Genomic DNA, 19,663 nt, shown 5'->3' with positions numbered 1-19,663 from the left:
TTTTGTTGTTCCCAAACTAAGTATAAATCTACAGAATTTGCACTATTGGCCACATTAAATAGCCAAAGACCACAGCGGCGCATACTGTGAACAGCACTAAAGCAAGCCACTCAGACTTGAATCGAAGCTCGCTCTTCGCACTTGATGAAAAAGCAACCTTCGAGACTTTCTTGTAACCACTGATCATAGCACCAACTAACTTATCCCCTTTCATGGCATGAATAATCACAGCCAGTACATGAATGGCACTCAGCAAGAGAATAAGGTTAAAGTTCGTTTTGTGTAACCAAGTCAAAAATCCACTGATATCTGAACTGACGTAGCTATATAGCGGACCTTCGGTAAAAATATCATCGGTCGCAAAAAGGCCTGTAACTAATTGAAGGCTAATGATCCCAATCAACGCGATGACCATATAGCCACCGATAGGATTGTGTCCAAGTACCACAGACATCCCTTTAGTTCGAATCGATCTCAAGTAGTCGAGTACAACTTTGGGGTGATGAACAAAGTGGCTAAACCTTGCCGTATCGCTACCAATGAGCCCCCAGAGGATCCTAAATCCAATAAGGATCAGCAAACTATAAGCAAAAATTTGATGCCACTGCATTTCGCCCGCATCGGCACTCCACCATAAAAGTGCCAACAGACACACCATGCCCCAATGGAAAATTCGCGTGGGTAAATCCCAGACCTTAATTTTAACGTGTTCAGTATTCATAAAATGGGCAAACTCAAAGTGACCGAATGGAATAAGTAGAGGTATTTTATCGGGATTCGGGATGAAACTTAAAGTAAATATAAGTAAATAAGGGCAAAGACTGCGGAGTTATCTCATCGAATATGACCCCATTTAGCTAGCAATACAAGGCTTTTGGGCCAAGAATTATTGATATTTGTCTAAGTGATCAAATATCCAACGAACAGTATCTAATGGGCACAAAAACGTGATCTACATCTCGTTTTATAGTGCGAACCTTGGTAATCTGAAATCCAAGGAAACAACAGAAGGTTCGAAATATGCTAAAGATTACTAGCAAGCAACTTGAAGTCACATCTCCTATTCGCGAACGCATTGAAAGCCGTTTTGAAAAACTTTCAAGGCATGATGTGCAAATGATAAATCCCCATGTAATCATTACGGAGGAGAAACCTGGTTTCAAAATTGAAGCATCGGTTGGCATCCCAAATGGAGAACTCTTCGCTCAAGCAAAACATGAAAATTTATATACTGCGATTAACGCTATGGGCCAAAAATTAGAGAAGCAGCTCAATCGCATAACACACAAACCTGAAGCTCAACGCTCCACATCACTAACACCGACTAATAATGTTGTTGAAATTGACGACGAGTACGAGGAGGAAGATGCGGCATAATTTAAATCTGGTGAGTGCGAGAAACGCATCACTTTGAGAGCAATAAAGTAGAAATATTTAATCAGATCACAGTTTTTTAAAAAGCTTAGTGCAATCATTTTAATGATAAAAAAAACAGTTCTTTTGACTAAATACCTACTACACTTTACAAAGTGACAGCAAGAATCGAAGTGGTGCGGATTTAAATCGTTTCAAATGTTGATTTACTTTAAATTTTGATTTACAAATATTGATTAACAGATCTTAAGTTCTAAGTAACGTTACTGGATATAACTAAGGAGCACTACTAATCTAAGCTATATAGTTTTAAGTACTAAGGTTTACTGTTAATGATTAATTTTACTTATAATTTCTACGTTTAAAAGTTCAATTTTTATTTTCAACTAGGTTCCACTTTCAATAGCAAGTTTGGAAAGGAGGCAACACAAGAGCGAACAATTTGATTTTAGAAACAATCAAGTATGTTGGCATTCACTAAAAGCAGTACTCAATTTTGACCCAATATCAGGATGACCACCAGAAACAGGCGGCATTGCTGAATACCAGAGTTAACATAAGGAGCCGAGTACAGTACAACGAGTACATTAGCAAAACCTTTAACTATCAAATTTTTTATATCCACAATGGAGGCCTAGGTAAACATAAACAAAAGTCACATTAACAAAAGCTACATGAATAAAAACGTTTATTGTAAAACGGGTCAGCACCAATACGTGCTAAACACTGAGATAAATGAGGTAACAACTGTCACGTTTAGTTAGATGTAGAGATGTAGATGATTTATATAAAGAGAGTCATATTTACACTGATATGATAAGTTAGCGTTTTTAGCGTGAGATTTAATGTAGGTGTTTAATGTAAGTGCAATACGTTGGTTTGATTAAAAGTCATTAGTTTACTTAGTGTTATTTGTATAGTAAAAACTGTAAAACGTATAAATGTTTATTTATGTAATGTGTTAACGTTTACCATTAGTTAAGTTTTGATATTTATAGACACCTTAAATAATGTTTACTTATCAACTAAAAAGGAGGAAATCTAGACTTGACGAAAATTGTAATAACAGTAAATGAGAGCTTTTTATACGCTCCATGTATTAACATGCTAGGTTTTAAAGTAAAAAGTAATAATGGTAATAATGTAAGTAGCAAGACCTAAACGCGTGACAAGGCTAAGCTGTTCTTACAGCAAAATGTACCTAGTACAACCAATGAGCCGTAAATCGTTTATTTTTAAATGTTCGTTTTGTTAGTGTTAGTTTTTAATGTTATAGCTCCATGCAAGTGTTAATTGTTAAAATATAAGTGCAAGACATGTCAACGTAAGTTCGCTGGTACTGCAAACTGCATAGTTTCAAGGTTATACGCTATGCTGCATAAAGTACTTGTTAATGTTCATTATAAATGCAAGTCGTTATCTAGTGAGTTGTCAACGTTTTACTGTTACACGTAAATGTAAGATAAACGAATGTGTTACCTTGTCCCACACTGACCATAAGGAGGATAAACTCGCTTGACCATATATACATACTTGAACCAAACCAGCGCACCCTCGGGTGCGCTTTTTTTAGATTACCTTTAAGAAAGTTTTGATTGACAGCTAAGCCCTAGCCCTTTAGTTTTAAGACCATGAAAATGATAACAGCAGCTTTTTTTACTTTCTTTTTTACCCCCCCCACTCTAGGAGGCGGATTTACTGTGTAAAAACGAAAGTAAAAATCCAAAGCCTCCCAACTGGGAGGCTTTTTTGTCTTAAACGATTGATAAAATACATGGCGGCAATTGAGGTCAGAATGCATACACCACAGCCTTTAAATCAAACCCGAGAGCAGATCACCCATCTGGATAATGAACTGCTGGCATTACTCGCTGAGCGCCGTCGCTTAAGTTTAGAAGTAGCCCGTAGCAAAGAAGTAGATGTCAGACCCATCAGAGATACTCAAAGGGAAAAAGAACTGCTCGCTCGACTCGTGAAAGAAGGCAGAGAGAAAGGATTAGATGCCCACTATGTTATCTCCCTTTACCAGAGCATCATTGAAGATTCAGTATTGAATCAACAAGCTTACCTTCACGGCCGCGCCAATCCAGAGACACAAAAACAACAGTATTGTATCGCTTACCTCGGTGCTAGAGGTTCATACTCTTATCTCGCAGCTACACGCTATTGCCAACGTCGCCAAGTTGAAATGCTGGACTTAGGTTGCCAAAGTTTCGATGAAATAGTGCAAGCCGTTGAGTCTGGACATGCTGATTATGGTTTCCTGCCGATTGAGAACACATCTTCAGGTTCAATCAACGAAGTCTACGACGTGCTACAGCACACCAGTCTGTCGATTGTTGGCGAAACGACGATTGAAGTCAGCCATTGCCTACTAGGAAAAGCTGGCAGTAAATTAGCTGATATAAAAACTGTCTATGCCCACCCTCAGCCTATTAGCCAATGCAGCAGATATTTAACTCAACACAAAGACTTGAGACTGGAATACTGCTCAAGCAGCGCAGAAGCAATGGAAAAGGTAAACCAAAGTCCAGATAACAGTGCAGCAGCGATTGGCAGCGCCGAAGGTGGTGCACTCTATCAGCTTGAGTCCATAGAAGCAGGTTTAGCGAATCAAAAAATCAACCAAAGTCGCTTTATCGTTGTTGCCCGCAAAGCCGTTGCCGTACCAGAGCAGTTACCCGCTAAGACTACATTGATCATGGCAACAGGCCAAAAAGCTGGTGCTTTAGTGGAAGCCTTACTGGTTCTAAAAGCGCATCAGTTAAACATGAGTAAATTAGAGTCACGCCCGATTCCAGGAACACCTTGGGAAGAAATGTTCTATTTGGATATCGACGCGAACATCTCCAGTGAATCTATGCAGGCAGGTTTAAAGCAACTAGAGCGGATCACCCGTTTTATCAAAGTATTAGGCTGTTATCCTTGTGAAACAGTCAAGCCCACACAGCTGAGCAACAGCCAGCTACTGATTGAGCCCAGCACCTCTAAGGATCAAGTCATCAGCGAAAATGGTACTAATGCGAGTCCAGTTCGATATAGCAAAGCCTATAAAGAGCAAGCCAGTGAAATTAACTGCGGCGCAATGACAATCGGTGCAGGGCATGTCTGTGCCATAGCCCAAATCACACTGAACAATGACATTTCACACTTAGCGTTATCGGCTTTCGAGCAGCAAGTGAAGCAGCTTAAAGAAGCGGGATTCCAAGCCGTTTTGCTCTGCGCGGTTAATCAACTGACTATGGCAGAAGTTACTCTCGCTAAACTACGCCAAATCCTGCATCAATATGGCCTAGTGTGCATTATTGCCATAGCGCAAGAAGCCGATATGCCATTAGCAGTCCAGCACGCCGATATGTTATTCCTCGCAGGCAAGCAGATGTTTAACCAAACTTTACTGACTCAAGCTGGAACCCTACCGATACCATTAATACTTGAGCGTAACGATATGGCAAGTTTTGAAGAATTACTCACGGCAACAGAAGTCATTTTAAGCCAAGGCAATCAGCAACTTATCCTGTGTGACTCAGGCATTAGAACCTTAAATAACGCCAATCTACCTTCACTCGATTTAGCGAGTCTGATCCAGATTAAAGCCACGAGCCATTTGCCGATTTTAATCAACCCAAGTTATGCCGTATCAGATGATGCCCTATTGGTTCAAACACAAGGAATTAAACAGCTTAAAGTGGATGGATTGATACTCAATTGTCCACTATCTAGCAGTGATGACCATGAGTCGCTTAACTTAATAAGCGCTGTGGTACGGGAATTATATCGGGCAAATTAAAGCTTTGATCTTGAGTGATTTAATTTAAAGTGAAATGTGGTTAGTTCGAAGTGTGTTAAGGGATAAATGAAGCTTCTTTTATCCCTAATTGACTCAGACAAGCTTGCTAGCCAGTGTGATGACTAGCAGGCTTAATATTGTTTAGTATTGCAGCGCAGTGAGCCTTTATGCATTTTAAGAAGAGCCAACAGCACTCGATGGTTCAGTAACGGCATTACTCCTACGGATAAGCCCTGTCATAGTAGAGCCCTGCACTAAAATCGAAAATACGACGACGGCATAGGTCATCACTAACAACAACTCCCGCAGCTCTACACCACCAATAGCATCTATGACGATACCCTCAGGCAAACTCATCGCCATAGCGAGGGCTAATCCTCCCCTTAAACCACCCCAAATCAAAATCGTCTCTGCATAGGGGTTGTATGACTTAAACAATCGAAAGCCCAAATAAGGTAATAACACACTCATTGCACGCGCCAACAAGACTATTGGTATAGCCACAAACATAAACCACCATAATGGTGCTTTGAAAGTGACTAACAAAAGCAATAAACCAAGCAATAGGAAGAGTAAGGCATTAAAGAAGGATTCAATCAGCGACCAAAAAGTAAATAGTTTCACTCGCTCGTTACGAGCAAAAAACTTAGGCACGCTGAAATTTCCTATGATCATCCCCGCACTCACCATAGCTAAAGGACCTGAAACACCAAGCACATCCGCCATGACATATCCCGCAGTTGGGATCAGCAGGGTAACCAGCATTAATTGCGTTTCTTCCTCGCAGTAGCGGAAAAAATGATGCAATAAAAAGCCAAGTATGCCACCGTAAATAACCCCACCTACCGCCTCACGAATAAATAACTCAGAGATATGGATAAACGTCAGTGGCTCGGTGGAGAAAGCCAATTGCGATATTGCCACAAAAATCACTAACCCTATGCCATCGTTAAATAAAGATTCACCTTCTACTTGAATCGCAATATCTTCCGGCGCACCCATTTTCTTTAAAATAGCCAAAACAGCGATAGGATCGGTGGGCGAAATCAAGGCGCCGAACAGTAAGCAGTGGCTGAATTGTAGCGGGAGACCCAGCATAGGCGCGAACCAAAATAACAGCCCACCTATAATAAATGTCGACAATAAAGTGCTTATAAAAGCAAGGATTAGGATCTCCCACTTTTGATGCCTCAATATTTTTAAGCGGATTTGTAATGCGCCGGCAAAGAGTAAAAAACCGAGCATGCCATTGAGCAGTAAAGCTTGAAAATCGAGTTTCTCTAAGCCAGAGACAAAATACACATAAACGTCCCCACCTAAAGCCTTTCCCCCAAGGAGCAACAACAAACTCATTCCTAGGGCAATAGCAGTAATGGCCACAGTTTCCTGCAGTTTATGGACGCGAGAGGAGATAACCGAAGTCACTAGCGCCAACGCGCAGAGGACACACAGAATTTGGTAGCTGGACATAAGAGCCTCTAAAAATCATCAATTTAGAGACTCTAGCACAAGTTTAGATTTCTAAACCATCCAATAGACTTAACCACCCTTTAATGATCCTGTGGCAAAACCAAATGATCCCAAAGAGATAAATCGAAAGACTGAGCCAAGTCAGTGGAACGCAATAGCCGAGCACTAGCAAGCCAAGAAAGGCGAGATTAGAATGCCGTTGCCAACGCAAATGCGACGCCAATAATGGATTACCATGGAATTGGCGTTGGGAAAGATTAATGAACAAACTTAGCAGCACAGGAAGTAATAATAAGGGAAAACCCGACATCAAGGCGTACAACAAATGTCCCAGAGTACGGTCTTCAATTTTTGCGGCATAAGTGGTTGTCATTGTCATTGAGAGACTCCAGCCAGACTAATAGACTGGGCGCAAACATCATACGCCCTTGTCATTAACCTTACGTTCTCACTGAGATAAGCGCAACTAAGGATTAGAAATATTTCCATCCATTTAAAAATAAGTCACAAGTAAATGACGCTAATTAGCAGCACGTTAAAGTTTAAGTGTCACGTCGGATGCTAATGTTGTGGAGCAAGCGAGTACAAAACCGGCCTCAATTTCTGCAGCAGTCAGTGTCATCACGCTTGTCGATACCGTTTCTCCCTCCAAGACTTGACACTTACACGCGCCGCAAACGCCCGAACGACAGGCTGCAATAATCGGCAACCCTTCGGCCTCAATTCCCTCCAGCAGACTTTGTCCTTGATTTAGCGTCGTGCTTCGATCGCCAATAGACAAGGTAAAAGCCCCTTCAGGTAGGTTTTCACTCGTTCCATCTGACGAGTTTGCTTGCATAAGCTGACTGCGGGCAACTTTCTCGGCCGTGGCAAAACTCTCATGGTATAACCGACTCATATCAAAATTGAGTTCGACCAATAAGATTTTTACCGCTTGCATATAGGGTTCTGGCCCACAAAGGTAGATAGTACGCTCTGCAAAATCAGGTACTAAGGTTTTTAGCATCTGTGCACTTAACCGCCCGAAATCGAATGCTATCTTTGGTGAACACCCCAGTGTTTCAGTGACAGTCTCAAGTGCGTAGCTGAGCTTAAATGCATTAAAACGGTTGGCCATAGTCGCCAATGATGACTTAAAAATAATATCATTCTCTGATCGCGCACTGTGCACAAAGGCAATATCGGCATCAATTTGTGTATCAGTCAGATAACGCGACATAGAGTACATGGGGGTAATACCGCAACCAGCACTCAAAAAAAGGTATTTCTGCGCCGTTATAGCTAATAGATTAGCATCTAACTTTTCAGTCTCTGGCTGTTTATGGCTTAGCCGAGCAATATCAAACAGATTAAATTGTCCCGCGGGCGGCAGCACTCGTACACTCTGGCCGAGTAATAGATTGTCGATAAGATAATTAGATACGAGTCCACCCGCAACACGCTTAATCGTCACCATCAAGGAATAGGGCCTAGATGGCGATGATGACAAGGTATAACTGCGGCACACTTGCTCGCCATTAATCTCAAGCACAAAGGTCATAAACTGACCGGGTTTATAGTCAAACTTCATCGGCTCGCCCGCTTGAAAACGAAAACTCACGACATCCGAGGTTTCATTCCAGCGTTCGACGCACACTAATTGATTAACACTTCCAGGTTTATGGGGCGAAACCGATAATGCCCGCGCTCCCGCTATCACACTCATGTTCATAGCATTTACCCACAAAACACTGCGGCCTCAGTAAACAAGCCAAAACCGCAGTTCAGCAACAATTCTTGGTTGATTTAAGCCACGTTTAACATATTTTTTAAATCGGCTTCGACTGTCGTGGTATTACGCAAGCCAAATTTATCTTCCAAAATTTTGGCTAAATTGGCCGTCAGGAACGCAGGTGGCGTCGGGCCTGTTCGAATATTTTTAACGCCAAGTGACAACAGCGTCAGCAGTACTACAATGGCTTTTTGCTCAAACCAAGAAAGCACTAAGCTCAGAGGTAATTCATTGATATCACATTCAAACACTTCAGCTAATGCAATCGCTAACTGAATCGCTGAATAGGCATCGTTACATTGGCCCACATCGAGCAAACGTGGAATACCGTTAATGTCACCAAATTCGAGCTTATTGAATTTGTACTTACCACAGCCTAGCGTCAGGATTATTGAATCCTTAGGTGTGGATTTAGCAAGTTCAGTGAAGTAGCTTCTGTCGGCTTTGTCGCCATCGCAACCGCCAACAAGGAAGAAATGCTTAATCGCACCACTTTTCACATTTTCAACCACGGCGGGCGCTGCGGCCATCAAGGCATTGCGGGCAAAACCAATAGTGATAGTGTGTGGGATTTCATCATAGATAAAGCCTTCTAAGGCTAACGCTTTATCAATGACAGCCGAGAAATCATCTCCTTCGATATGCACCACACCAGGCCAGCCCACTATGCTGCGAGTAAAGATACGATCACTATAACTACCCACATTTGGATCGATAATACAGTTAGATGTCATCACTACAGCGCCAGGGAAATTGGCAAATTCTTGCTGTTGATTCTGCCAAGCACTGCCGTAATTACCGACAAGATGTACATATTTTTTAAAGGCTGGATACGCCAGTGCAGGAAGCATTTCACCGTGGGTAAACACATTGATACCCTTGCCTACAGTCTGCTCGAGAATAAGCTCTAAATCCTTCATGTCATGGCCAGAGACTAGTATGGCTTTGCCCTTAACTGACTTAGTGTTGACCACAGTTGGCTCAGGATGACCAAAGGCTTGAGTTTCACCCGCATCCAGCATTGCCATTATGCGGTAGTTCAACTGACCTATGTCCATAGCCGTAGTAAACAGCTTATCGCCATCAACACTCGGCTCACCTAAGAAAGACATAATTTCATGGAAGCGCCCTGCCACATCAGCATCAGTCTGACCCAACACGCGAGCATGCTCCATATAAGCAGCCGCGCCCTTAAGACCATATAAACACAATAACCTCAATCCCATGATGTCTTCATGAACTTCATGCTTATCTTTATTCAGCAATGCAATCGGTGCCTGCGCTAGCATTTCAATCTTACTGGTACCCAGCACTAACTGAGCGACTTGCGGCACTTGCTCAGCAGCAATACCGGCTTGTTCACAAGCCGCTTCGTAAGAAGCTTTTAACTGAGCACGATACTTAGCCGCCTGCTGGATATAGGCCATAATGCGCTCATCATCGAAGTTGACGTTGGTGAGGGTCGCGAAAAAGGCTTTAGGCACAAAACTATCAATTTCAGCATCGATAATGCCCAGCTCGCGAGCTTTAACCGCATAAACAGACACGCCTTGCAGCATGTAAATCAGCAAGTCTTGCAGATCGGACGTTGCCGCCAACTTGCCACACATACCTTGGGAATAACTACAACCATTGCCAGCGGGTGTACGAATGGTTTGCTCACACTGAATACAGAACATGGATAGACTCCTAATTTAAATTCATGCTTTATTTTTGCATGTTTAAAACTAGTCTACCTAAACGTGCCATAAGCGACAGTCATTTCTAAAGTGAGATGCTAAATGTTAGAGAAAGATCACCTTAAGCAATTACTAATAAATACAATGTGACCTGTTAAAAATCCATAAAAAAACGCCCATCAATGATGGGCGTTTTAAAGAGTAACTGTTTATTTATTAATTGGTTTTCATATCATTTACCGATTGCAGCATAATACGGCTTTCGCGTTGGAATTGAGGGGCAAAATCCCCAAACCATTTGGCGACACTTTGGAACTGCTTAATAAACTCGTTCCTGTCACCCCGTTTTAGTAGCTCTAACGCTTCACGGTAGTTATCTAAATAATCACCAATAGCATGCTGGCTATCTTGCTGTGCAAAAATAATATCGGCGTAAAGCTCTGGGCTTTGGGCGAATAAGCGCCCTACCATAGCTAATTCTAATCGGTAAATCGGCGAGCTAAATTGCAGTAAAGTATCAATATCGGCCTCTTCCTTACACAGATTCAAACCATACACAAAGGTCGAGAAGTGACGCATTGCCTGCACTAGCTGCATCGCATTGTCGTGACGCTCAGGTTCTGCTTCGACAATCCGAGCTCCCCAAATGGCGATCTGCTCAAGTAACCACTGGTATTTTTCCGGCGAGCGACCATGACACACCACCACGACTTGCTTCGCCAGACTGCCCACATCAGGACCAAACATAGGATGAAAACCAACGACGGGACCAGAATGCGCCTCAAGCATGGCTTTAACTGGCTCAGTCTTGATGGAGGTTAAATCCGCCAGAATGCAGTCGGCTGGTAATTGGGTCAGCTTTTCACGAATAAGCTCACAGGTAATCGCAATAGGCACTGTCACTAACACCATGCCAGCATCGGCAAATAAGCTATCCGCTTGCTGCCAATCGTCTTTATCGAGCAAATTCACTTGGTAGCCGGATAAAGTCAGCATTTGTGAAAATAGTCCACCGAGTTGCCCTTTACCGCCGACAATCACCACTGAGCCAAGATCTTTTTTAACTTGCTTAAAACCAACATCTTTTTCATTGAGGTAAGACTCACGCATCAAGCGACGCAAAATATCTTCGATCAACTGCGGCTCGATTCCCATAGTTTTTGCTTCTTCACGGCGTTTAGCCAGCATGGCGGCTTCACGCTGAGGTGCATAAATAGGTAAACCGGCGCCGTGTTTCACCGTGCCTACTTGCGCCACGAGATCCAAGCGCTTACGCAGTAAGTGCAGTAATTGCTGATCAACACCATCAATCAGGCCGCGAAGGTGTTCTAATTCGGCCGTTGTTTTTTCATTCATACCTGAGTCCATTAAGCTGTAACCAATTTAAGCGTTAGCTACTTTAAGCATATCGAAACGCGTTGGAAGTATTGAAGATAACTTCGCTGCGCCTTCCCGTAAAATGGTTTCTGTTTTTTCCCAATTAATACAAGAATCTGTTACAGAAACACCGTAAGCTAGCTCGCTTAATGGCCTATCACAACTTTGATTGCCTTCATTTAAATGACTTTCTAGCATGACGCCAATAATCGACTTATTGCCGTTATAAATCTGCTCGAACACATCTTCACAGACAGGCTTTTGGCGGCTGTAGTCTTTAGATGAATTGCCATGGCTGCAATCGATGATCAAACGTGCATTGAGTTTGGCTTTGTGGAGCTGCATTTCACATTCAGCCACACTCGCCGCATCATAGTTGGGCGTTGCACCACCGCGTAAAATCACATGGCCATCGGGATTACCTGCAGTTTGCAATAATGCGACTTGGCCCTGTTGGTTAATACCCATAAATCTGTGACTGCTGGCCGCCGATTTTAGCGCATTAATCGCTACATCGAGCTTACCATCGGTGCCATTTTTAAAGCCCACCGGCATAGACAGACCCGATGCCATTTCTCTATGGGTCTGCGATTCAGTGGTACGGGCGCCAATGGCAGACCAAGTGACAAGCTCAGAAATGTACTGAGGACTGATAGGGTCGAGTGCTTCGGTTGCAACAGGCAGTCCTAACTCGGCCAACCAAATCATCAGCTCACGGGCCATTTTCAGGCCTTTTTCGACATCAAAGGATTCATCCATATCGGGATCGTTGATCATGCCCTTCCAACCTACCGTGGTACGCGGCTTTTCAAAGTACACTCGCATTAAGATGTAAAACTCATCACTGAGTTCATCGTGCAGGGTTTTAAGCCTTAAAGCGTATTCCTTAGCAGCGGCGATATCATGGATGGAGCAAGGACCAGTGACAATCAATACTCGATTGTCGCGCTTATGAACAATATCAGCCACGGTTTTGCGAGCATTGAGGATATAGCGATAAGCATGCTCAGAGAGTGGCAAGGCATTTTTAAGCTCTTGCGGCGTGATTAAGACTTTCTCTGAACTGATGTGTACGTTGTTAATCGTATCTTGTTGCATGCTTACCACCTAAGACTTAGTGTTTAACCCAGTTGTCGAAGCAGGACTTCAAGTCAGCTTGGGCATTCATTTCGGATATAAAATAGCGTAAATCTATCGCAATGTACTTTTGTAATGCTACGCCATTACAATTAGGCGACCACTATGCCTGTTCATTCTCTTTAGATCAAGTATAAATACTCAAAAAACAGCAACAAAAAACCGCCACTAGGGCGGTTTTCTGTGCGAACACTACGTCTTGTTTTCTGTAGCGGTAACTATTACTTAGTTGCCAGCTTCTCACGGATACGTGCAGATTTACCTGAACGATCACGCAGATAGTACAGTTTGGCGCGACGAACGCGACCACGACGCTTAACTTCAATGCTAGCGATCAGTGGGCTGTGCGTTTGGAAAGCACGCTCAACACCTTCGCCATTAGAGATTTTACGTACTGTGAATGCAGAGTGCAGACCACGGTTACGCTTAGCAATTACAACGCCTTCAAAAGCCTGTAAACGCTCTTTATCGCCTTCTTTAACACGAACCTGAACGACTACTGTATCACCAGCACCAAACGCAGGTACGTCTTGTTTCATTTGCTCATCGTTGAGCATTTTAATGATGTTGTTCATAACTTACTCCGTTCTAGAATTAACTGAGCTACGACTAAGCATGCTTGTTCATTGCTTCAACGAACTGCGCTAATAGAGTCGTTTGTTCGTCAGTCAGAGCTAGATTTTGCAATAATTCTGGCCGTCTAAGTAAAGTCCTACCAAGGCTTTGCTGTAAACGCCAGAGTCTAATTTGTTCGTGGTTGCCACTTAGCAGCACTGCCGGTACGTCAAGACCATCCAAGCTTTCAGGGCGAGTGTAATGTGGACAATCCAGTAAACCGTCGGAGAAAGAATCTTGCTCCGCCGAAGCTTGTTTTCCTAGCACGCCAGGAACCAATCTCGATACTGAATCTATTAGAGTCATCGCCGGTAATTCGCCGCCCGAAAGCACGTAATCCCCTATCGACCACTCTTCATCCACTTCCGTTTGAATGATGCGTTCATCAATACCTTCGTATCGACCACAGACCAAAATCAAACGTGATGATTGAGCCAACTCAGTGACGCCTTGCTGATCCAGCTTACGTCCTTGAGGTGACAAATAAATCACCTTCGCACCTTCACCCGCTGCGGCTTTCGCTGCATGGATAGCATCGCGCAAGGGTTGCACCATCATCAACATTCCGGGACCACCGCCGTAAGGCCTGTCATCTACCGTATTATGTCTATCATGGGTGAAATCACGGGGATTCCACGTGTGCAACTCGAGCAGGCCGTTTTTCACGGCTCGACCCGTAACACCAAAGTCTGTCACGGCACGGAACATCTCTGGGAACAGGGTTATTACCCCTAACCACATCTGTTGTACCTCGACTTAGAAGTCAGGATCCCAATCCACTAAAATCTGTTTACCTTGCAGGTCCACCGTTTTGATGAACTGCTCAGGGACAAAGGGGATCATACGTTCCACTTTGCCGAAACTATCTTTAGCGTTGGCTTTAACAAGTAATACGTCGTTCGATCCTGTTTCCACGATCTGATCGACAATCCCCATGTTATAGCCTGTTGTATTGACCACTTCGCAACCGATGAGATCACGCCAGTAGAATTCATCTGCTGGCAAATCGTTCATCTGTTCCGGCAAAATCGCAATCTCACAATTTGTGAGCATTTGCGCTTGCTCCCGTGTTTCTACGCCATCAAGTAAGGCAACAACGGCCTTACCTTGATAACGCCACTGGGTGACCTTTATTTCGCGCCATTCACCATTTTCTTTAATAAGCCAAGGTGAATAGTCAAAGATACCTTCAACAGAATCGGTATAGGCGGTGATTTTCAGCCAACCTTTAATGCCATGACAGGAGCCTAATTTCCCCAGTACGACTGGCTGTTGGTTACTGCTCATCAATCTATACCTTAACGCTATTAAGCTGTTGCTTTACGAGCGTCTTTGATCAGTTTTGCTACACGTTCTGTAGCAGCTGCACCGTTAGAAACCCAGTGCTCAACGCGAGCTAGGTCTAAACGTAAAGTTTCTTCTTGGCCACGGGCCAATGGGTTGAAGAAACCAACACGCTCGATGAAACGACCGTCACGAGCGTTACGGCTATCAGCAACAACGATGTTGTAAAATGGACGCTTTTTTGCGCCGCCACGAGCTAAACGAATGGTAACCATGCGTTTTCAATCCTCTAATGATTTGCTTGAAGCAAAAATAAAAACTGGAACCCCGTGTTCGCGAAGAGTCCCAGATAGAAAGCCGGAAGATTTTACCTGACTTTCCAACGAATGCAACCAAAAATGGCGATTATTACGCCTGCGCCCTCAGTAAGCGGTTCATTGTTGCCAGAGTCAACCGACTGATAAAGTGCTAAGTTTAACTAAAAATGCCCGATTAACGTCCCGGAAATTTCATTCCTGGCGGCATCATGCCACGCATTCCGCGCATCATTTTTTGCATGCCGCCCTTAGCAGACATTTTTTTCATCATCTTTTGCATTTGAGTAAACTGTTTCAATAAACGGTTTACATCTTGAATTTGCGTGCCAGAACCAGCAGCGATGCGACGTTTGCGTGAGCCCTTGATTAAATCAGGGTTCTTACGCTCCTTGGAAGTCATCGAATTAATGATGGCTTCCATTTGGCCTGTCATCTTGCCGTCTTGGATTTGCGCTAAGGCTTCAGGGGGCAATTGACCCACTCCGGGCAATTTTTCCAGCATATTCATCATGCCGCCCATGTTTTTCATTTGCTGTAACTGCTCACGGAAATCTTCTAAATCGAAACTGCCACCTTGCTTCACTTTCGAAGCCAGCTTCATGGCCTTTTCTTTATCGACGCCACGCTCAACTTCTTCGATAAGCGATAACACATCGCCCATGCCCAAAATGCGTGAGGCGATACGATCGGGATGGAACGGTTCTAGCGCGTCGGTCTTTTCACCGACACCAAGGAATTTGATCGGCTTGCCCGTAATGTGGCGAATCGATAACGCCGCACCACCGCGCGCATCACCATCGACTTTGGTTAAGATCACCCCTGTCAGTGGTAAAGCTTCGTTAAACGCCTTAGCGGTGTTTGCCGCATCTTGACCTGTCATAGCATCAACAACGAACAAGGTCTCGATAGGCTTGACCGCAGCGTGTAAGCCTTTGATCTCGTCCATCATGGCTTCGTCAACGTGCAGACGACCCGCGGTATCGAGGATCACCACATCGATAAACTTTAATTTAGCGTGGGCAATCGCCGCTTTCGCAATGTCGATTGGCTTTTGGCTAACGTCCGATGGGAAAAACTCCACCGCAACTTCTTGCGCTAACGTCTCAAGCTGTTTAATCGCCGCGGGGCGATAAACGTCAGCACTGACGACTAATACCGATTTTTTATGGCGTTCGCGTAAAAATTTACCCAGTTTGGCCACACTGGTGGTTTTACCCGCACCTTGCAGACCCGCCATCATAATCACAGCTGGCGGCTGAGTGGCTAAATCTAGGGCTTCATTCGCCTCACCCATGGATTTTTCAAGTTCACTTTGAACTATCTTAATAAAGGCTTGACCTGGGCTTAAGCTTTTAGAGACTTCTTGGCCAACGGCACGTTCTTTTACATTATTAACGAATTCGCGCACCACAGGCAGGGCAACATCGGCCTCCAGCAGTGCCATACGCACTTCGCGCAGGGTTTCCTTAACGTTTTCTTCAGTTAAGCGACCACGGCCACTGATATTTTTCAGTGTGCGTGACAGTCTGTCGGTTAGGTTCTCAAACATCGTCCTGTTCTATACCTTTAAGAATCTCGATTGATGGACTGTATTATAACGATGCATGCGCATTATGCTACTGCTGCACCCATCTTGATTGTGGTTAAGTGTTTTACTTGCGCTGAGTCATGTTTTATTGTCGTCGACACACTATTTAACCCTAACAATAAGAATCTGCTAAATTTTGCAACTCATGTCACTGCCCATTTGCCGACAGCTCATGTTATTCTAGGGAAAATATTGATCTGTATGCCCCGTTTTTAAGGCACCTTTAACTACACAAATAGGTTAATTACCCATGGTCATCTTTTCTGCCTCAGCCATGTTTTTTTATTGCATTGCATTGGTACTAGTGACGAGTAGATTGTTTCACCCAGACGGTCCGAATCGCCGTGCTGTCGCAGGCTTTGCCGCTATTGCGGTAATTTTGCATGCCGCAGCATTATCACAAGTGATTTTCACCACAGATGGCCAAAACTTTAGCCTGACGAATGTGATTTCCTTAGTGAACTGGATTATCGCTTTTACTTTTACGATATTGATGTTCAGGCTGAAGGTCATCGTCGTCGTGCCCGTGGTTTATGCCTGCTCAGTGCTTTCGGTTGCCCTACTCTGGTTATTGCCGCCTAAATTCATCACACATTTTGAGCTTTATCCTGAAGTATTAGCCCACGTCGTATTGTCACTCATGGCCTACAGCGCCCTGATGATTGCCGCCCTGTATGCGATACAACTGGCGATGATCCAAAATAAACTGAAGAAAAAACAATTTATGCTGAGCCCTGGCATTCCGCCGCTGATGACAGTTGAAAAACAGCTTTATCATCTGGTGATTATCGGCGTTATCTTGCTCAGTTTGTCGCTCGCGACTGGTTTTATCTTCCTTGAAGATATGTTCGCCGATGGTAAAGGTCATAAGGCAATTCTGTCGATAATGGCTTGGTTTGTATACATTACTATGCTGTGGCAACAGTATTGGGTCGGTTGTAAAATTCGTACCGCAGTCATTTACACTCTGACTGGCGCATCCTTACTTTCGCTCGCATATTTTGGCGCGCGCATTGTCAAAGAGTTAATCCTCAACTAAACATTTAAGTCGGCTGAGGCAGTTATTGCTGCGGCCGACTTGACACTTTTTTTAAATGTCGGTATTTACTTAAGTTTACTGGCCACATTGGAGCCTTTTTTGGACGCTATATCGACAAGCGCACTCCTGATCGTTTTACTAGTGCTTATCCTATTCTCTGCCTATTTTTCAGGCTCAGAAACCGCAATGATGACTCTCAACCGTTACCGTTTACGCCACTTAGCCAACAATGGCCATAAAGGGGCGATTAGAGCCTTGAAGTTACTTGAGCGTCCTGACCGTTTGATTGGATTGATCTTAATTGGCAATAACTTAGTCAATATTTCCGCATCTGCTATTGCGACTATCATTGGTATGCGTCTTTGGGGCGACTTAGGGGTCGCTGTTGCAACTGGCGTGCTTACATTAGTCGTGCTCGTTTTTGCTGAAGTCACGCCAAAAACCATCGCCGCGCTAAATCCTGAGCGTATTGCTTTTCCCTCTAGCATACTGCTACTTATACTTTCCTCTACCTTTGCCTATGTTGTCTCAAGCGTTAATTTAATAACCACAGGCATCTTACGTTTGATGGGGATAAAAACCGTTAATAGTAACGATGCACTAAGCCAAGAAGAGTTGCGTACTGTGGTACATGAGGCAGGGGCACTCATCCCCCGACGCCACCAAGAAATGCTGTTATCTATCTTGGATTTAGAGAAAGTCACCGTTGAAGATATTATGGTGCCACGCTCAGATATCTACGGAATTAACGTCAATGACGAATTTAAGGTTATCAATCGTCAGGTGATCCAAAGTCCACATACCCGAGTGTTAGTGTATCGCGACACCATAGACGATGCAGTGGGCTTTATTCATCTACGCGATGCCCTGCGCCTCCAATCTAAAGAGCAATTTAGCAAGTCATCTTTGCTACGTGCAGTGAAAGAACTCTACTTTGTGCCAGAAGGTACACCACTCAATGTGCAGCTAGCTAACTTCCAACAAAATAAAGAGCGCATCGGCTTAGTCGTTGATGAATATGGTGATATTCAAGGTCTAGTAACACTCGAAGATATTCTCGAAGAGATTGTCGGTGACTTTACCACTTCGATGTTGACCACCCCGAGTGAAGACATTAAGGTGCAGCAAGATGGCAGCTACTTAGTCGATGCGGGCATTACGATCCGCGATTTGAATAAAGAAATGAAGTGGAACTTTCCCACCGATGGCCCTAAAACCCTCAATGGTCTGATTCTGGAGTATCTGGAGGAAATTCCTTCAGCGAATACCAGTCTACGTTTAGCAGGTTATCCATTAGAGATAATTGATGTGTCAGAGAATATGATTAATACAGTGAGAATTATCCCGCTGTATTATCACCCACCCAGAGTTTAATCCTCAATTTTGAGCATAAAAATTGGCCGAACCACACGAGTTAAGATGTGGTCCGGCCGACGATTTCCTTCAAACGATGATGCTCCCCCAAGCTATAAATCTATCTACTCTAATTCACTATCTAGCCAAGCTATGCAGACTTTTTCGCCTCAAGTATACGACGCTTCTCAAGCGCCATTGGCGTTATCTGGGCATTCAGCGCCTTTTCTAAGCCCAACATAAAATACACTTCCGCCATTAAGAAAAATGGCCCAATTAATAGCTGATTTAAGTCATCCACAAAGGCTGGCTTGGCTTTTTCATATTGATGGCCGATTAGCTGGAACACCCAGCCCACCACAAATACCCCTAGGGCAAGCCAAGTGGCACCGGCGATATGCGCCGCCCACTCAGTCGTGAGCAGTACAGGTACCATAAATAAGATGAGCCCCATTGAAAGCCTTAAGTGTAAACGGACATAATAGGCCAACACGAATATACCGACTATCACTGCTAAACTTGTCTCCCCCATACTCCCCAGCGGAATACGCACTGTGGCCAGCAACAGGAAAGCAGACCAAATAATCAGTGGGATGCCAATAAAATGGGTCTGAATATTACGCTGATTTAAATGCACACTTTTGTAGGTCGATAACTGCTCTGCGGCGGATTTCATGCGGGTTCCTCTTCATTTGCCCCTGATTTTACCTGCGCCAAATTGAGCGACGCGCAAGCCATAAACTAACGTAAAACAATTAAACTGAACAGTAAAAGTAAATAAATTGTTGCATTCACTGATTTTGCATTTATTTAGATACCCATCCAGAAATGAAAAAAGGAACCCTAAGGTTCCTTTTTTACCACCAACA

17 protein-coding genes and 1 other annotated feature are annotated in these 19,663 nt (G+C 43.8%); of the genes, 4 read left to right on the top strand and 13 right to left on the bottom strand.

The genetic code is table 11. The annotated features are described in order from the left end of the window. Positions 1-28 precede the first annotated feature (28 nt). Positions 29-721 carry a cytochrome b/b6 domain-containing protein gene (locus L5M71_RS01405; RefSeq protein ID WP_263206024.1) on the bottom strand — a complete coding sequence of 231 codons (693 nt, stop codon included), beginning with the start codon at positions 719-721 and terminating at the stop codon, positions 29-31. Positions 722-1,020: 299 nt separating this feature from the next. On the opposite strand from L5M71_RS01405, the gene hpf reads away from it, so the two are divergent. Together hpf and L5M71_RS01395 are read left to right on the top strand one after the other, a co-directional pair. Continuing rightward, a complete protein-coding gene (hpf, locus tag L5M71_RS01400) occupies positions 1,021-1,377 on the top strand; it encodes a ribosome hibernation-promoting factor, HPF/YfiA family (RefSeq protein WP_105249847.1) in 357 nt (118 codons plus the stop codon). A gap of 1,633 nt (positions 1,378-3,010) precedes the next feature. Next, positions 3,011-3,128 (top strand) — a sequence feature (Phe leader region). A gap of 41 nt (positions 3,129-3,169) precedes the next feature. Continuing rightward, positions 3,170-5,164 (top strand): chorismate mutase, encoded by a 1,995-nt coding sequence (locus L5M71_RS01395; RefSeq protein ID WP_263206020.1) that lies wholly within the window; start codon positions 3,170-3,172, stop codon positions 5,162-5,164. Positions 5,165-5,338: 174 nt separating this feature from the next. Here the strand turns inward: L5M71_RS01395 and L5M71_RS01390 are convergent, their stop codons facing one another. The 11 genes from L5M71_RS01390 to ffh form a co-directional block, all read right to left on the bottom strand. Further along, positions 5,339-6,634 carry a cation:proton antiporter gene (locus L5M71_RS01390; RefSeq protein ID WP_263206017.1) on the bottom strand — a complete coding sequence of 432 codons (1,296 nt, stop codon included), beginning with the start codon at positions 6,632-6,634 and terminating at the stop codon, positions 5,339-5,341. Positions 6,635-6,677: 43 nt separating this feature from the next. Next, positions 6,678-7,013, bottom strand: coding sequence for a hypothetical protein (locus L5M71_RS01385; RefSeq protein WP_028760805.1), 336 nt, complete (start codon positions 7,011-7,013; stop codon positions 6,678-6,680). 156 nt (positions 7,014-7,169) lie between these two features. Then, complete coding sequence (locus L5M71_RS01380; RefSeq protein ID WP_263146081.1) at positions 7,170-8,345, bottom strand: hybrid-cluster NAD(P)-dependent oxidoreductase; 1,176 nt, start codon at positions 8,343-8,345, stop codon at positions 7,170-7,172. A 74-nt stretch (positions 8,346-8,419) separates the two neighbouring features. Next, a complete protein-coding gene (gene hcp, locus L5M71_RS01375) occupies positions 8,420-10,084 on the bottom strand; it encodes a hydroxylamine reductase (RefSeq protein WP_263206014.1) in 1,665 nt (554 codons plus the stop codon). 216 nt (positions 10,085-10,300) lie between these two features. Continuing rightward, entirely contained in the window at positions 10,301-11,440 is a 1,140-nt protein-coding gene (tyrA, locus tag L5M71_RS01370; protein WP_028760808.1) for a bifunctional chorismate mutase/prephenate dehydrogenase, read from the bottom strand. Between the two features lie 27 nt (positions 11,441-11,467). Next, the gene (locus tag L5M71_RS01365) at positions 11,468-12,559 is read right to left on the bottom strand and encodes a 3-deoxy-7-phosphoheptulonate synthase (protein ID WP_263180812.1); all 1,092 of its coding nucleotides are present in this window, start codon (positions 12,557-12,559) and stop codon (positions 11,468-11,470) included. 260 nt (positions 12,560-12,819) lie between these two features. Beyond that, positions 12,820-13,173 carry a 50S ribosomal protein L19 gene (gene rplS / locus L5M71_RS01360; protein WP_006080791.1) on the bottom strand — a complete coding sequence of 118 codons (354 nt, stop codon included), beginning with the start codon at positions 13,171-13,173 and terminating at the stop codon, positions 12,820-12,822. Positions 13,174-13,207: 34 nt separating this feature from the next. After that, positions 13,208-13,954 (bottom strand): tRNA (guanosine(37)-N1)-methyltransferase TrmD, encoded by a 747-nt coding sequence (gene trmD / locus L5M71_RS01355; protein ID WP_028760810.1) that lies wholly within the window; start codon positions 13,952-13,954, stop codon positions 13,208-13,210. Between the two features lie 15 nt (positions 13,955-13,969). Next, on the bottom strand, positions 13,970-14,500 hold the full coding sequence (gene rimM / locus L5M71_RS01350; protein ID WP_006080789.1) for a ribosome maturation factor RimM: 531 nt from the start codon (positions 14,498-14,500) through the stop codon (positions 13,970-13,972). 20 nt (positions 14,501-14,520) lie between these two features. Beyond that, positions 14,521-14,772, bottom strand: coding sequence for a 30S ribosomal protein S16 (rpsP, locus tag L5M71_RS01345; RefSeq protein ID WP_006080788.1), 252 nt, complete (start codon positions 14,770-14,772; stop codon positions 14,521-14,523). A gap of 217 nt (positions 14,773-14,989) precedes the next feature. Beyond that, the gene (gene ffh, locus L5M71_RS01340; RefSeq protein WP_006080787.1) at positions 14,990-16,363 is read right to left on the bottom strand and encodes a signal recognition particle protein; all 1,374 of its coding nucleotides are present in this window, start codon (positions 16,361-16,363) and stop codon (positions 14,990-14,992) included. A gap of 289 nt (positions 16,364-16,652) precedes the next feature. On the opposite strand from ffh, the gene L5M71_RS01335 reads away from it, so the two are divergent. Next, entirely contained in the window at positions 16,653-17,441 is a 789-nt protein-coding gene (locus L5M71_RS01335; RefSeq protein WP_028760813.1) for an inner membrane protein YpjD, read from the top strand. A gap of 99 nt (positions 17,442-17,540) precedes the next feature. Continuing rightward, complete coding sequence (locus L5M71_RS01330; protein ID WP_263206010.1) at positions 17,541-18,815, top strand: HlyC/CorC family transporter; 1,275 nt, start codon at positions 17,541-17,543, stop codon at positions 18,813-18,815. Positions 18,816-18,945: 130 nt separating this feature from the next. Here L5M71_RS01330 and L5M71_RS01325 read toward each other — a convergent pair whose 3' ends face one another. Continuing rightward, entirely contained in the window at positions 18,946-19,470 is a 525-nt protein-coding gene (locus L5M71_RS01325; protein ID WP_105249854.1) for a DUF962 domain-containing protein, read from the bottom strand. Between the last annotated feature and the right edge of the window lie 193 nt (positions 19,471-19,663).

The organism is Shewanella sp. SW1, from assembly GCF_025653545.1.
Lineage (GTDB): Bacteria > Pseudomonadota > Gammaproteobacteria > Enterobacterales > Shewanellaceae > Shewanella > Shewanella oncorhynchi.
This window is presented reverse-complemented; position numbering and strand designations above follow the sequence as displayed.

Excerpts from the sequence above, each read along its gene's own strand:
- rplS (WP_006080791.1), bottom strand. The coding sequence starts at position 13,173 with ATGAACAACATCATTAAAATGCTCAACGATGAGCAAATGAAACAAGAC.
- L5M71_RS01335 (WP_028760813.1), top strand. The coding sequence starts at position 16,653 with ATGGTCATCTTTTCTGCCTCAGCCATGTTTTTTTATTGCATTGCATTG.
- L5M71_RS01385 (WP_028760805.1), bottom strand. The coding sequence starts at position 7,013 with ATGACAATGACAACCACTTATGCCGCAAAAATTGAAGACCGTACTCTG.
- L5M71_RS01365 (WP_263180812.1), bottom strand. The coding sequence starts at position 12,559 with ATGCAACAAGATACGATTAACAACGTACACATCAGTTCAGAGAAAGTC.
- L5M71_RS01405 (WP_263206024.1), bottom strand. The coding sequence starts at position 721 with ATGAATACTGAACACGTTAAAATTAAGGTCTGGGATTTACCCACGCGA.
- ffh (WP_006080787.1), bottom strand. The coding sequence starts at position 16,363 with ATGTTTGAGAACCTAACCGACAGACTGTCACGCACACTGAAAAATATC.
- rimM (WP_006080789.1), bottom strand. The coding sequence starts at position 14,500 with ATGAGCAGTAACCAACAGCCAGTCGTACTGGGGAAATTAGGCTCCTGT.
- trmD (WP_028760810.1), bottom strand. The coding sequence starts at position 13,954 with ATGTGGTTAGGGGTAATAACCCTGTTCCCAGAGATGTTCCGTGCCGTG.
- rpsP (WP_006080788.1), bottom strand. The coding sequence starts at position 14,772 with ATGGTTACCATTCGTTTAGCTCGTGGCGGCGCAAAAAAGCGTCCATTT.
- L5M71_RS01390 (WP_263206017.1), bottom strand. The coding sequence starts at position 6,634 with ATGTCCAGCTACCAAATTCTGTGTGTCCTCTGCGCGTTGGCGCTAGTG.
- L5M71_RS01325 (WP_105249854.1), bottom strand. The coding sequence starts at position 19,470 with ATGAAATCCGCCGCAGAGCAGTTATCGACCTACAAAAGTGTGCATTTA.
- hpf (WP_105249847.1), top strand. The coding sequence starts at position 1,021 with ATGCTAAAGATTACTAGCAAGCAACTTGAAGTCACATCTCCTATTCGC.
- hcp (WP_263206014.1), bottom strand. The coding sequence starts at position 10,084 with ATGTTCTGTATTCAGTGTGAGCAAACCATTCGTACACCCGCTGGCAAT.
- tyrA (WP_028760808.1), bottom strand. The coding sequence starts at position 11,440 with ATGAATGAAAAAACAACGGCCGAATTAGAACACCTTCGCGGCCTGATT.
- L5M71_RS01395 (WP_263206020.1), top strand. The coding sequence starts at position 3,170 with ATGCATACACCACAGCCTTTAAATCAAACCCGAGAGCAGATCACCCAT.
- L5M71_RS01380 (WP_263146081.1), bottom strand. The coding sequence starts at position 8,345 with ATGAACATGAGTGTGATAGCGGGAGCGCGGGCATTATCGGTTTCGCCC.